Source organism: Maribellus mangrovi (assembly GCF_037646455.1).
Lineage (GTDB): Bacteria > Bacteroidota > Bacteroidia > Bacteroidales > Prolixibacteraceae > Draconibacterium > Draconibacterium mangrovi_A.
Window position 1 is genome coordinate 373441 of sequence record NZ_JBBIXN010000002.1, and the last position, 15074, is coordinate 388514.

Here is a 15074-nt window from a genome sequence, read left to right on the forward strand (position 1 = left end):
TTATTTTAATTTTTGTACACCTTCAGTTGTCATTTGCACTCTTTTCAGGGTATTATCTTCGTTATAATACAAACGATCAATGCATACCGAACGGCTGTAACTACTTCCGTCAGTTTGTATCGCTCCGTTGTGGTAAATAAAATAGGGATTGCCCTTGAATTCAACAATTGCCTGGTGATTAGTATTGCTGTTTCCCGCAATTTCATTCAGAATACCTTTGTATTCCCAAGGCCCGGTCACATTGTCAGACATGGCATAGGAGATCTTCTCGGGAAATCCACTGGCGTAAGTCAGGTAATATTTCCCATTGTGCTTGTGTATCCATGGGGCTTCCGTAAACCCAAAACCCTCAAAGTTGATCCGTTTGATTTCACCATCAATCTCAATCATATTTTCCTTTAATTTGGCATAATAACATTGTCCGTTTCCCCAGAAAATCCATGCCTGACCGTCATCATCAATGAATATTGCAGGATCGATACAAGCCCATGAATGTTGGGAATCGAAACAATCGTCATTTGTCAAAAGCGGTTTTCCCAGAGCATCCTTATACGGGCCCTCGGGGCGATCTGATACGGCCACTCCGATTCCAGACCAGTTGGTACTTACATACCAGTAATATTTTTCATTGCGCGCGACAACATGTGCAGCATAAGCATCACCGCTTTTTGCCCACGAAAAATCGCTAATTTTTAAAGGCACCGGGTATTCTGTCCAGTTTTTCATATCGGTGGTTGAGAAAACCAGCCAGTCTTTCAGCTTATAGCCTTTTTGACCTCCGGCAAAATCGTGCCCGGTATATAACCAAAGCGTATCGCGCTCTACCCAGGCAGCAGGATCGGCTGTATATTTGTGCGTAATAATCGGATTGCCATTTGATTCGAAGTTGTACAAGTTGTCGCCATCTGATTGACAGTAAGCAGTAAAAACTGCAAACACACCTAATAAAGTTGCTATCCCTCTCACTAAATTCTTAATCCTTAAATTCATTTCTTTTATAAATTACTATGTTCTATCTCGATTCTGAAATGCGATATAATTTTGCTCCGTGATAATTCACAACTGAAGTATACCCGGAACCGGAAAATATTCCAACATCTTTCTTCTCCCACAGATCGCGAATGTTACATTCCCCACCGAATCCTAAATCATTTAAGTCTACCGGGATGGAAACTGTAGCGTTTTTGTCGGCTTCGGTTGGAGTTGGGTCGGTAGTAGAAACCATGAACTCCACCGTTGAACCACCCTGATGATCTGTTCCGCCAATATCCAAACCTGCAAAAGCCTTAAAGCGTGTACTGTTCTTCGGAATTGTATAAACTATAATGGATCGTGAATGTGTCCCTATTCCCTTTTCATAAATTGTCCCTTTCACATTCAACGGATTCCCGGTAATACTTTTATTCAGGCCAATGGTTCCCCACCCTGCTCCGGCTGACTCCCATTCTATATCGGTGAGTTGGATGGAATCACCGTTATCGAGATAAACCACAGGATTTATCCAGTTGGCATGATCGTAAGCATAGCCGTCTCCGCCATCATTTACAATGAGATATAGACGTTCGCTGCCTGCGGGCAATTCAATATCAATGTTTTCTCCAAATCCATCAGTGAGCGGCGATACAGTTCCACTCCGGTACAACAAGTCTTTTGTTATTACAAAGCCATCGCCGGCACTGTTAAAAAGTGCCAGAAACTTATCACCGCTTTCAGGATCGTCAGCCGTCCAGGCAATCAGGTCATTTTCGTTATACCACTCTTTGTTATTGACGGAATTGGCATGCATCTCCAATACTTCATCGTTGGTCAGCAAAGTATTGGTAAAATCATTATTATCGGGCAGGTTTCCGCCAAACATTAAAGGTGACTTGAAAATGGTCCATAGCGTCATCAGCGTATACTGTTCATCTTCTGTGAAGTTGGTATAACGGTTGCTAGCGCGTTCTCCACGGATGAATTTTCCCATCGGAAGCATATCGGCATCGGGCCAGGCTCCGGGTTGAATATAGGGCGCCCACTCGGCACATTTCCCAAATGAATAATTCAGTTGGGCCCAATTGTCCCAAAAATCATCGATTGTCCGCCACATATTGGCATTTGCTGCCGCATGTGCATGCTCATCTATCGGAGTAGCTCCCGGAGACATACTGAAAACGATAGGTCTTCCGGTTTGATCAATAGCTTTTCGGATCATTTCAATCTCATCGTCGTGATAAGGACGCGACAGATCGTCGACCTTTACATAATCTACTCCCCAGGAAGCATATAAATCGAAAATGGAATTGTAATATTCCTGAGCACCGGATTTGCCGGCCACGATGGTATAATTGTCCTGCAGCCAGGTACATTCGTGATCGGTTGAATAAATGTCGGCTGCCGTAAAGCTTGTTCCTTTTATTGGAAGTTCGTTAAACACGGCTTCTTTGGGCACTCCCCTCATAATATGAATACCAAATTTCAGACCCAGCCCGTGAATATAATCGGCCAGTGGTTTGAATCCGGCTCCGTTTGCTGCTGACGGGAAACGCTTTGGTGAAGGCAAATAACGGCCATATTCATCAATTATAAAGGTTGAATTCTTGTAGGCATTGTAATGCCCGGTGGTTTGGTTATCGACGTACCAGCGAATGTCGACGACTATGTACTCCCAACCGGATTCTTTTAGATTAGCAGCCATATAATCGGCATTTGCTTTTACCTCCTCTTCCACCACCGAAGGGCCAAAGCAATCCCAGCTGTTCCAGCCCATGGGAGGTGTAAGTGCCCAGGTCCTGAATTCTGCCAGTGAGGACTCATCCTGCTTTTTCGAACTTGAACATGCCCAAAAAAATGGAAGCATTAAACCGAGTATGCTAAGTAAGAAAAGGTTCCGTCTCGTAGTATTCTGTATAAGTCTTCGTTTAGTCATCATTGATATTTTTCTATTGATTTATTAAGCAGTAATCTGAAATAAACGGAAGTTATTTATAGTCGGGTGATGTTGTTTAGTTGTCGGTTTAGTCATCATTATTTATAAATGTGCTTCAATACTCAAAAGCAACAAATGTACATTGATTGGCCGATTCCTCTTAATACAAACTCAGCAAACAATAATCAGTAAATCAGCAACACAACGATAAAGGAAAAAACCGCAATCTTTTGCAATCTGTTCAACTATTGGATTTCATTTTAATACATGAATAAAAAGGGCTGTCGAACAAATTTCGACAGCCCTTTTAAAACAAAACCTTTTATTAACTACCTATTAAATTATCTGGTTTTAAAGACTTTAAAAGTTCTTAATGTTTCCTGATTTTCAACCTTCAGGAGGTACATACCCCGGTCACGAACTGTAATAGTTTCCAGGTTATTCTCAATCTCCTTTTGAAGAACCAGTTTACCTGTCAGGTTGTAAACGGTAATCATGCCACGACTTCCGCTGGTTTCCACTTTAAAGTCACCACTTGAGTAGGTCGGGTAAACCCTAATAGAAGCTTCTTTCCAGTCAATTGCCGATGTTGGAGCATCTACTTCGTACAATTCGTAATTATCCAGATATGCTTTCATACCTGTAGCTCCCTCACAGTTATTAAAGTACAAATTCTGACCACCGGTCAAAGTTCCGGTCTGCAATGTGGTATCGAACACAGCCCATTCGCCACCGGTGTTAATCTCCATTACATTTTCTTGCTCACCATTTACATACCATCCGTTGGTATTTATAGTAAACGAACCATCAACGGTTTTTACCATAAATTTGAGACGGTACCAAGTATCGCTCTTCATACCGGTTATAGCATAGTCAAGTGAAGCACCGTTAGGCCAGCAAACCTCCTGTCCGTCGGCATAGTAACAACTTGCACCGCAATAAGCATCTTCACCTGTATAAATAGTGCGGTTCCCCCAGCCTGTATATGAATCGAGGCTGTTCATAAATGGATGTGAAATAAGATTTTCACGATCTGTAAACAGCGGTTCGAAGCAAAGCATATCTGCAGAAGCAACTACCGAAACAGATTCAGAAAGCGATCCACTCATGATAACAATTTCACCATCAAGTATATTTGCACTGCCATCGAAAGTTACGGTAACATCTACTCCTCCATCTGCAGTCACATCGGCTCCGCTTATGGTTGTCACTTCCACACCGTCAACGCTCAGGCTTAAACCTGTTGGAACGGTAAATGTGACATCCTCAAAATCAGAACCACTTCCCGTGATATTGAACACAGCTGTTGTATTGTCAACATCATCTAAGCTCATTGACTCTGTATCGACAACAAAACTATTTGCATTTGTTTTATATAGTTTTACGTAGTCGAAGAACACTTTTGCATTATCACCGGATCCTGCACCAATGGCCTGAACACCAACCTGGATTTTTCCAGTGGTTTCTTCAGTAAGGATAAACTGAACTGAATCTTTTTCCCATACTCCTGATGCAAATGAAGCTTTAGAAGACAAAATCATGCTACCTTCATTGGGTACCCAACCAAACAGACTGCTTCCTGCTTGCGTAGTGGCTGATGAATTATAGGTCATATTTTTCAGGATATATGTACCGGCGGGTAAAGTCACTTCCTGATAATAAGTAACATGACCTCCCCATGAAGCTTGAATACCCAAAACACCTTTTTCTTCTCCTGATTCTCCTTCAGAATCAAGAGATGGAATCATTCCACCATTCAACATGCCGGTATATCCGCACTCAAACGTGGCAGAAGCTCTCCATTCAGTTCCTTCACCCATTGACCAGCCGGTTATCTCCATTGAAGACGCTCCGGTATTGTCGGTGGCCAAATTTATAGAATCAGCACCGGCAAGATAATTACATTCAATATTGAAGCCCGGATTATCAAGGTAATCATCTGTTACGTCATCGACAGATGTTGGTTCCTGCATGAAATTGATGGTATAAGTTGATGTACTACTTGAGTCGCCGGAGGTAACTACAACAGTAGCAGTTCCCGGAATAGCAGATGCTTGTGTAATCTCAACCGTTGAACTCTCGTATTTTGCTACAGCTGCTACTACAGCACCTGCAACATCAGCTACCTCCACATCATAACTTAAAGTACCCGGATCAAAACCAGGAACTGATGTACCGTCCACGGTCAGAGCAGATAATTCTGAATTAGACAATGCTAAATAGTCATTGGCACGTTCTGCAACAGAATCAGCATCCATTTCTCCATTGTAAATATTGAACTCATCGAGTGAGCAATTATAGTTTGGATCACCCCAGCCGTCAGGACCTTTAAAGATATTGGCCACTACATTATCAATGGTAGAAATATAGTTTCCTCCTGTTGTTGTTTCAGCAATCAGTTCGCCATCTAAGTAATACTTTAATACATCTAAGGTTAATATTGCCACAACATGATGAAGATTACCGTCATCTACCTCTACTGCATATTCAGCTTTCGGATTGGTATTGTCAACGGCAACCCTTGAACCAGTTCCACTAATTGTAGGTTGGAACCAGAAACTCTTACTGCCACCTGTATTATTACCGAAGTAACATAACATGGTATAGCTGGTATTGGCATTATTAAATGATTCGATATAAGCTTCAACCGTAATAGCATCGTATGTATTCAATGCAAGTTTGGCTGCATCAAGCGATATATAACCGTCTGTTGGTGTAGTTGCACCTGAAACAGTACATTTACCATCTGCGATTGAAATTTTACTTCCGTTCAAATTACCATCAAGATCACCTATTACATCAGCTGCTGTTCCATCCTCAAAAGTATACGAGTGCCTTAAACTTAATTCAACCGCTGGTTTAAATTCAATAGTATATGTTTTATGGATAGATCCATCCTCAGAAGTTACTTCCACGGTTGCCATTGCACTACCAGATGAAACATCAACTGCTCCGGTACCAACCACCGTTGCATTAGCATTACTTGGTACTGCTTCTACATTAATTGAGGTAGCACCGGCAGGAATGGTAACGAAATAGCTGGTTTTACCGGCATCAAAAGTTGGACTCATTTTTCCGGCATCAACAGTTAGAGAGGCTAAACTTGCATCTCTTTGCCCCAAAAACTCATTGGCTCGTTGAGCAATGGTATCGGCATCCAATGCACCTTCGTAAATATTGAATTCGTGCAACGAAACATTATAATTCGGATCGTTCCAGCCATTAACACCCCTGAAGATATTTGCAACATCGGTACCAATTGTGCTGATAAAATCGGCGCCTTGGGTCGATGCCTCAGCTAGAACTTCACCATCGAGATAATAGATGAGCTCATCGCTTGTAAGCACAGCTACAAGGTGGTGTATCAGCCCGTCGTCTACTTCATATCCGCTTTTTATAGCATTTATGGTGGTGGTGCCGTTATTTGTTTCAACTCTGGTTTCGGTAGCACCTCTTGTTGGCTGAATCCAGAAACAACCATTGCCCGGTGTTGAAGTTCCGAAATAGGCTAACATGGTGTAGCCTGTATTTCGTGTATTACCCGTTTCTAAAAATGCTTCAATGGAAATTTCGGAATATTTATTAAGCGCTAATTTTGCACCATCTAATGAAATCCATCCATCACTATTTGATGTAGCTCCTGACACAGTTGCTTTGCCATCCGCAATGATAATTTTATTTCCACCAATTGTTCCGTTAAGCGTTCCAACCTGGTCAAATACTGTACTAAGGTTATAGGTACCATCTTCAAATGTATACGAGTGAGTCAAGGTATAATATGAATCTGTAGCAACAATGTTAAGCAAATAGGTGCGGAAGTTTGTACTATCCCTAGAAGCTACAATCACTTCGGCTGTTGCGCTGTCATTTACCAAAGTGTAGGTTCCAATTCCGGTCAGACTTGCCTCAGGATCGCCTGTTTCAGCACTGATATCAACAGACCCGGTACCTGATGGTACGATCAATTGATATTCCGTAGTCTCACTATCGAAGTCAGGTTTGAGAAATCCTGTACTTGCTGTCAATGAAGTTAATGATACATCGTCGAAATTGGGTTCAACCTGTACCCAGTAAGATCCTAATTTTCCACTTCTGGATCTAACAGTTATCTTCACAAGAAGAGCACTTCCATCGACCCTATATTCACCAGTTCCCTTAACAACAGCTGATTCAAAACGCGGAACTGCATTGATCTCAACAATACTGTCGGTTACTACTCCTAGCGAATATTTTAAATTATAGGCATCTCTTCCCGGCATAACGTCAGGGGTAATTTTCCCTTGCGGAGAAGTCAACGATATTAACTCGGTGTTATCACTCTCTATGTCATATAGCTCCCAGTTGTCGATATAGGCCTTCATACCATTAGCACTTCCGCAATTATTGAAGTATACAACGCCTGAACCTGGATATGCATTCGTGGTAAAAGTAGCCTCAAACGTCCTCCATTCCCCTTTTGTATCCGGAACCAGCAAATCTTGCCCCGATAGGTTTCCATCTGCATCTCCATAAATATTTGCTGCACCCATGTTGAAAGTACCATATGTTTTTACTTTGGCACGTACCAGGTAAGTTGTATTCGGAAGCCAATCGATCGCTTTTGTATCCAGAGAACCTCCGTTTGGCCAGCAAAGTTCGCTACCGTCAATCTTTCCTGCTGATATGCCGCAATAGGCTTCCAAACCGTAAACGATACTACTATTACCCCAGCCACCATAATAAGAATCGTCGGTGATCTCGGGATCATCAATAAGATTAACAAGATCGTCATAACTTTGTGTGTAACAATTTGGATCTTCAATGACAAAGTCAACAGTGTAAGTCTTAGTAAATTGTCCGTTAACTGAAGTTACCGTGACATCTGCAGATGTTGAACCACCAGAAACATCAACGTTTCCTTCACCGCTTACGGTTGCACCCAAAACAAGCGGTGTTGCACTAATATTTACGCTTGCTGTTCCCTGAGGAATTTCTACAACATAATGCAAGGTAGATTTTTCAAAATCCGGAGTCAAGGTACCCGTACTTACGGTAAGGGATGCCAAATTAGCATCTGATTCGATTAATGCTGCAGCATGCGCAGCAATTGAGTCCGGATGCATAATCCCATCATAAATATTAAATTCATAAATCAATCCCTGCCAAGTTGGATCTCCCCCCCAGGCATCGGATCCTTTTCCCAAATAGTTTTGTGCTTGATCAATTGTAAATCCACCACTAATGGCCCTTTGGTCATATCGTACACCGTCCCGGTATAACAACAAAGAATCCTTGGTTAAAATGGATACAATATGGTGTAAACTACCATCATTATGGTAAACATCGCGTCTAACAATTTCTTGTCCTGAGTAGGTTGTACGCATTTCTCTCCCCCAATGGCTTAACGCGGTATAGAAAGCATTGCTTCCTCCGTTTCCTCCAAAGTAACTTGTCCAGGTCCACGCGGTATTTGCTGTTGTTGATGCCTGAAAGAAATATTCTGTTGTAATTGCATCATACGAATTTAAATTAAGTGATGCTCCTGAGAAAGTAACATATTCTCCGTTGGCATCCAATACTAACGCTCCTCCGGAAACAGATGCACCACCTACTGCAGTACCATCTGCATCACCTATAACATCTGATAAATCTGTTTCAAAAGTATAAGAGTGCATTAATTCAGGGATTTTAAAAAACAGTGTATAAGTTTTTGTTGTTCCATCAGCGGATTCCACAACAATATCAGTTGAACCAACGCCATCTGTTACTGGGATTGATCCTGTTCCTGATAAGATAGTTGAAGTGGTCTTAACAGTTGTAGCGTCTACATCTACACTTGTTGTACCATTAGGTAATATTATATAGTACGATGTCGTTCCCGAGTCAAAACCCGGAGTCAGATTACCTTCAGACAAGGTAATACTTGATAAGCTTGCATTAGAAGCAGCCGGTGGGTAATAATACAACCTGAAATTGTCAAAACCCGTCCAGTTAACATATGTGGTACCCTCCAACGTATATCCAAAGGTTAACGAACCATCTGTAACTTCAACGATATCGACAACATAATTATCACCAACTGTGACTTCAGTAGAATCAGTTCCGCAAAAAACATATGCACCGGAATGCATTGGATTTGCACCTGCTTGTTGCACTGCATGCCCACTAATTTCAAGGTTATAAAAACCATTTGTCAGGCCTGTGACGGTTTGTGTAATAGATCCATTTGGCAGATAACCAACCGATCCGGTCCATCTTTCTGCATAAGTTGAACCATCTTTGGACATACCTGTACCATTCGGATTGTTACCTTGGGTGTAAAATGGAAGTCCATTTGTCCAGCCTGTAAAGCCACTCTCAAAACTTGGATTTGTAATGGATGAGGTAACATCAATAGGTCCCAGTTCTGCCTTCAAATTAACAGCAGCGGCATTAATAGCAGCGGTTACATCAGAGTTATAAACTGATATATACGATGTGAGGTCAACTCCACCAACCACCATAGCATAATTCATGTATCTGTCCAACTTTGCTTTGGCTTGATAAAGATCATAATTCGCCTGTGAAATGAAGATCCATTTGATATAATCATCAGCTGAAGTAATATCATAATCAACCCTGTTGCTGTATCCCGCTCTGTATTCAATTGCATCAGCCGTTGTTCCAACAAATTGATCAGCAACATAACCTCCCCATGTATCTTCATTCTGAATGGTGAAATGATGATTTACTGCATCGGTTTCCACCATATTAAAATGAATGTTCTCATTAGTTGGATTATCAGGATTATTATCGCAAAACAAATGGCCTACACCTTCCCAGGTTGTAGAAAATATATATTGGTTTGCAATTGGATTTCCATCTTGAGTACGTTGAAAAGTCCATTTCCCGGTTGAGTTATCCATCGTCCAGCTAACTATAACCGCAGATTGATTTAATCTCGGTTTAGGAGCAACCGTTGCATGTTGATTATAATCAGCTCCAACAGTTAAAAATCCCTCTACACCTACATTATAAATATAGTAAGCATTACCAGAGGTAGGCACTTCACCGTAATAAGTGGGAGCATCCCAGGTAGGTGGTTGTGCCCATGCATTTGTACTGAATAAGGTCAGCACTCCGAGCAACAAAGTGCCCATACAAAATCTAAGAAGTAAAGTTTTGTTCTTCATAAGTCTAGTTTTAAGTAGTTAAATAAAGAGTAGTTAAATTTTGCTTAATATTATCGACTCAAATCTCTTTCGAGGCTCATTTTCTCGGCAAAGGAAAACTACATTCTCAGCAAAGAAGATAAACGTGATAATATTTGATTAAATTAAAAGTAAATTTTTATCAATTGCAAGGAATAAGTGTAAAAATGACTTTTTCTTAGGTTGAAGGGAAAATGCAATTTTAAAAAAATCTTTAAGCATCGGTCAGTCGGATATCCCGATGGAAATAAATACTCAAAAATCCGAATCTCAAAAACAATTATTTCGCTTATCAGTTAAATAAGCATGACGAAAATTGAAGATCGGATAGGACGTCGATTTGAGAAGTTGAGGATTAGTTTATTGAATACCTGTAATTTTTCTTGTGTTTATTGTGTAAGCGAAGATGCAAATGATATTCCTGCAGTATTTTCTACAAATTCAATCAAAGAACAGCCACTGACTCCCGATGAATTCAACCGTATTATCTCTGAAATACATAGCTTAAATCCACTAAAAAGCATAAGGTTAACCGGCGGAGAACCTCTATTGTACAGAGATCTTTACACATTAATTAAAAATATCAGGAGTATCGGAATAAATGATATCCGACTTACCACCAATGCTTATTACCTGAAAGAGAAAGCCATTAAACTCTCTGAAGCCGGAGTAAAATCTGTAAATATTTCGGTAGATGCCATCGATCGTGAACTGTTCAAACGAATTTCTCGACATCCTGATCCATCAAGGGTGTTTGCCGGCATCGAAGCAGCCGTTAAAGCCGGATTAAATGTAAAGCTGAATGCCGTTATTATGCGCGGTGAAAATGATTCGCAAATAATTCCACTACTGGATTACGCGACTGAACTGGGCATTAAAATCCGATTCCTGGAATTAATGAAAATGGGACATCTCTATGAATCAAAAAATGGTCATTTCTTTTCGGAGGCTGAAATCCTCGAAACCATTAAAGAGAAGTACGCAATCGAAAAGCTCCCGAGGAAACATGCCGAAACAGCCAATTACTGGAGAACATCGAATCGGGGGATCTTTGGAATAATTGCCAATGAGTCCACTCCTTTCTGCCACGATTGCAACAGGCTAAGAATGGATAGCAACGGCATTTTTTATGGTTGTTTGAGTAATGCTCATGGTGAGAAATTGGCACCTCATCTACACGACAAAGATCAGCTAACTGAAAAACTGAAAGGATTGCTGTTGCTGAAACAGCCGGTTCGGTTTCATGGCAGCGAATTATCAATGAGAAACATAGGAGGATAAATATGGATAAACAAATCATCAAAATTGTATGTTTTGCCGGTCTTCGGAAATATTTCGGTAGTGAAACCTCAGTTACTTTGGAAACTGATTCCACTTATTCGAAAGTTATCGATGAACTGAAGCTCACAAAACCTGAAGCAACAGACGTACTATCGAGTTGCCGAATTGCGGTAAATGAAGAATTTGTTTTGCCGGAACAAAAAATAGAATCGGCCGACATGCTGTTTTTAATTCCTCCCTCAAGCGGAGGTTAAAATGAAAGATATATGAAACACCTGCAATATGAAGAAATAAACTACGCCGAGCTTTTTGATGAATTCCGAAATCCGAACAGCGGTGCGGTGGTTCTTTTTAGCGGAGAGGTAAGAGACAACAATAAAGGCCGGGCGGTTACTCATCTGGAATACGAGGCCTATGAACCTATGGCCAACAAAATGATTGCAAACATTTTGGAAGAAGCCATCGCCCGTTTCAACCTTAACCATGCGGTTTGCGTGCATCGTTTAGGCAAAGTTGATATTAGTGGTTGTGCCGTTGTTGTCATTACCGGATCGGGGCACCGAAAGGAAGCTTACGCTGCCAATCGCTTTATTATTGATCGTGTAAAAAATGAAGTTCCCATCTGGAAACACGAGTTTTTTACCGATGGCACAAGCGAGTGGGGACAAAACTGTGATTGTGTAACTGATGACCACGAACATCATCATGAAGAAGCTAAATAAAGAAGATTATTCGCGTTTTACACGTCACCTTTCATTGGCTAAAATAGGCGAAGAAGGGCAACTAAAACTAAAAAATGCCCGTGTATTGGTTATTGGTGCTGGAGGACTGGGAAGTCCACTTTTGATCTACCTGGCAGCAGCGGGAATTGGTACGATAGGTATTGTGGATGATGATCATGTAAGCGTCTCAAACCTTCAGCGGCAAATTCTGTATACTTCAGCCGAGCTTGGACTAAAAAAAGTGGAGTTGGCCGCAAAAAAGCTGAATGCATTGTATCCTGAAATTGAGATAGACAGCTATAATTTTAGGTTGAATAAAGCAAACGCCGAAGAACTGTTTAGTGCTTACGATGTTATTGCCGATTGTACCGACAACTACCAAACCAGGGCTCTTATTGGCAAGATGTCAGCAAAACTGAATAAGCCGCTGGCATTTGCATCGGTCTTAAATTACGAGGCTCAGCTTAGTGTGTTCAACTATGAAGACGGGCCGGTTTATTCCGATCTTTTTCCTGCTGTACCAAAAGACGGAACTTATCTTGAAAATGAGATCGGGCTGATTGGTGTTTTACCGGGAGTTGCAGGAACGCTCCAGGCCAACGAAATCATAAAAATCATTACCGGATACGGTGAAGTTTTGAGTGGAAAGCTTCTGGTTTTTAACATTCAGCATAATCGATTCAATCTGATCAGGTTCTCCAAATGATAAAATTGTTTGGAATACGGGTGATATAGCCCATGTATAAAGTAATGTATTTCAAACACGATTATCAATTCTTAAGCATTCGCCTGCTCTGAACAGATTCCTCAGTTCTTAATTCGTAGATATAAATACCACTCTGCAAACCGGATGCGTCAAAAAGCTCCTGATGATATCCCCCTTGTTGTTGCTGATTAACAAGTGTACGCACTCTTCTTCCTGTAACATCATAAACGGTAAGTTGTACCTTAGTTTGTGTTGGGAGTTGATATACTATGTGGGATGAATGAGTAAAAGGATTTGGGAAATTCTGCTGCAAACTTACTGATGATGTCTGCAATTCAGTGATATCGACTGTCCCATCATTCACAGCGAGATACATCGTATCAATCCAGGTCAGCTGGTCATCTTTATAAATGTCAAGTTGTATGGGGTATTCAGCCGTTTTAGCAGTATCAGAGACAATTATACCAAGTCCCGCCTGAAACCAAGTCGTTTCTGAAGGCCCAATATTCATTGGAACAGATTCATTCCGATAAACATTAATGGCAGGATCCAGACTTTTTGCTTTTATTTTAATCCCATTTAAAATGGATGATTTCCCTGCATTATACATTAAAAGGTGGAAGCTAAATCGGTCCCCAGGGTGTGTTTCAGGATTTAAGATTGTATCATTGCCAACACGATAGGCCAGGTATTCAACCGGACCTTTGGTCGTAAAATTGTCCACATCAGAAAGAGTATGCACGTATCCGCTAACTAGATCCACACTTTTATAGGTCAAGGAGAAATTATCTTCCAAAAGAGGTATCTTTAAAAACCCGCCATAAAGGGTTGAATCTGCGAGTGCTAATTGGGTAGAATCTGCAATAGTTCCATCAGTTTTATTGATTAAATATGCCCAAAGCTCGACAGAGTGATTGTTGGGATTATTCAAGTGAACTTTTGCCTGGAAGTGCGATCCTGTTATATTATGGGTTTTTGAAACTGAATTATATGGATACACTTTATCGTATGGGAACTTAAAGTATTCCAATATCACCCTAAATAACTCAATGGCTGCATACCTTGATCCAAAATTCGGAGGGACAAGGTCAACGGGTTCCTGATTCACTAAAACTGAAATGCTTATATCATATTTTGGAAAGTATGTTGTGAATGCTGAATACCACCCTGCATTGCCGCTATGACAATAAATTTCTTCACCTAACATATTCTGTTTGACTACACCTAATCCATAATCTTCCCAGTTATAACTAATTTGTACTGGTTTAAAATCAAACATCGCCTCCAATGATGTTTGATTCAAAATATCACCTCGGTAATTATGCCAAGTAAAATCACAAAGGTCTTTGGCAGTTGCTAAAATCGCACCTGCTGTCCAGTAACCGCTCCAAAATGCAGTTCTAGGGTGTTCAAATACATCTTCCCGAATTTTATCCTCATCGTAATCAAACCAACCATGAGCTAAGTCTGCCACTAGCGGTTCTTCAATATCGACCATTGTATATGTAAGATTAAGCGGATCTAAAATTTCACTATGCAATGTTTGGGTAAAACTTGTATCACCCGTTGCTGCTTTAATTATCATACCGGCTAAAATGTAACCTGTATTGGAATATCTCCCCAATGTACCAGGTGGAAAATTTTCAGGTAGTACATAAGAAAGTATCTTTTCCGGGGACCAATAGGCTGAAAAATCACTTATAAGAGCATTCCAAGTAGCAGGATTTTCATTGAGATAGTCATTAACACCACTTCTGTGGCCTAACAATTGGCGGATGGTAACAGTACTATCGATATTCTCGTATGCAGGTAACCAATGATGTAAAGAATCGTCAAGTGATAATAATCCTTTTTCAGCCAATTTTAACAGAACTGCCGCAACATAGATTTTTGTGCAGCTACCAATTCCAAATAACATGTCTGATTTAATACTATCTTTAGTTGATGGATTAGACATTCCGTAAACTCCTTTCCAGGTACCCTTTTCTGGCAATATCAAACTAGCCGAAGCTCCAATAATATTGTGAACTGCCATTGTTGAGTCCAAAGCATACTGTAACAATTCACTCAGAATCGAATCAAAATCTGAATTTAACGTGGATTTACCCCAAAGATTCTTCAGCTTTTTAAAATCCTCTTCAACACCATTGTATTCATTAACGGTTTGTTTTTTTTGATCGCTGTTTAAATAATCATTTATAATCTGGCCCGTAAGGCTCATGGGTAAAGAAAATAAGCCAACAATTATTGTGAAAATAATTTTTTTCATGACATTGGTATTTATGAAT

General features: G+C 40.6%; 8 protein-coding genes. 4 read left to right on the forward strand and 4 right to left on the reverse strand.

What is annotated here, in order from left to right; translation table 11 throughout:
• From WFY05_RS09485 to WFY05_RS09495, 3 genes are all read right to left on the reverse strand, one after another.
• Window positions 1-990 carry a glycoside hydrolase family 43 protein gene (locus WFY05_RS09485; RefSeq protein ID WP_340112582.1) on the reverse strand — a complete coding sequence of 330 codons (990 nt, stop codon included), beginning with the start codon at window positions 988-990 and terminating at the stop codon, window positions 1-3.
• A 22-nt stretch (window positions 991-1012) separates the two neighbouring features.
• On the reverse strand, window positions 1013-2839 hold the full coding sequence (locus WFY05_RS09490) for an NPCBM/NEW2 domain-containing protein (RefSeq protein ID WP_340112583.1): 1827 nt from the start codon (window positions 2837-2839) through the stop codon (window positions 1013-1015).
• Between the two features lie 410 nt (window positions 2840-3249).
• The gene (locus WFY05_RS09495) at window positions 3250-10059 is read right to left on the reverse strand and encodes a LamG-like jellyroll fold domain-containing protein (protein ID WP_340112584.1); all 6810 of its coding nucleotides are present in this window, start codon (window positions 10057-10059) and stop codon (window positions 3250-3252) included.
• A 324-nt stretch (window positions 10060-10383) separates the two neighbouring features.
• Between WFY05_RS09495 and WFY05_RS09500 the strand changes: the two genes are divergently transcribed.
• The 4 genes from WFY05_RS09500 to WFY05_RS09515 are packed head-to-tail and all read left to right on the forward strand — an operon-like array spanning window position 10384 to window position 12786.
• Entirely contained in the window at window positions 10384-11358 is a 975-nt protein-coding gene (locus tag WFY05_RS09500) for a GTP 3',8-cyclase MoaA (RefSeq protein ID WP_340112585.1), read from the forward strand.
• Between the two features lie 2 nt (window positions 11359-11360).
• Window positions 11361-11612 carry a MoaD/ThiS family protein gene (locus tag WFY05_RS09505; RefSeq protein ID WP_340112586.1) on the forward strand — a complete coding sequence of 84 codons (252 nt, stop codon included), beginning with the start codon at window positions 11361-11363 and terminating at the stop codon, window positions 11610-11612.
• A gap of 12 nt (window positions 11613-11624) precedes the next feature.
• Window positions 11625-12080, forward strand: a complete 456-nt coding sequence (locus tag WFY05_RS09510; RefSeq protein ID WP_340112587.1) for a molybdenum cofactor biosynthesis protein MoaE — start codon at window positions 11625-11627, stop codon at window positions 12078-12080.
• Window positions 12064-12786, forward strand: coding sequence for a HesA/MoeB/ThiF family protein (locus tag WFY05_RS09515; RefSeq protein WP_340112588.1), 723 nt, complete (start codon window positions 12064-12066; stop codon window positions 12784-12786). Before WFY05_RS09510 ends, WFY05_RS09515 begins: the two co-directional genes overlap by 17 nt.
• Before the next feature lie 64 nt (window positions 12787-12850).
• Here WFY05_RS09515 and WFY05_RS09520 read toward each other — a convergent pair whose 3' ends face one another.
• On the reverse strand, window positions 12851-15055 hold the full coding sequence (locus tag WFY05_RS09520; protein WP_340112589.1) for a serine hydrolase: 2205 nt from the start codon (window positions 15053-15055) through the stop codon (window positions 12851-12853).
• Between the last annotated feature and the right edge of the window lie 19 nt (window positions 15056-15074).

Bases quoted from the DNA above. Each gene is read 5' to 3' on its own strand.
- WFY05_RS09485 (WP_340112582.1), bottom strand. From the start codon at position 990: ATGAATTTAAGGATTAAGAATTTAGTGAGAGGGATAGCAACTTTATTA.
- WFY05_RS09495 (WP_340112584.1), bottom strand. From the start codon at position 10,059: ATGAAGAACAAAACTTTACTTCTTAGATTTTGTATGGGCACTTTGTTG.
- WFY05_RS09490 (WP_340112583.1), bottom strand. From the start codon at position 2,839: ATGCTTCCATTTTTTTGGGCATGTTCAAGTTCGAAAAAGCAGGATGAG.
- WFY05_RS09500 (WP_340112585.1), top strand. From the start codon at position 10,384: ATGACGAAAATTGAAGATCGGATAGGACGTCGATTTGAGAAGTTGAGG.
- WFY05_RS09510 (WP_340112587.1), top strand. From the start codon at position 11,625: ATGAAACACCTGCAATATGAAGAAATAAACTACGCCGAGCTTTTTGAT.
- WFY05_RS09520 (WP_340112589.1), bottom strand. From the start codon at position 15,055: ATGAAAAAAATTATTTTCACAATAATTGTTGGCTTATTTTCTTTACCC.
- WFY05_RS09515 (WP_340112588.1), top strand. From the start codon at position 12,064: ATGAAGAAGCTAAATAAAGAAGATTATTCGCGTTTTACACGTCACCTT.
- WFY05_RS09505 (WP_340112586.1), top strand. From the start codon at position 11,361: ATGGATAAACAAATCATCAAAATTGTATGTTTTGCCGGTCTTCGGAAA.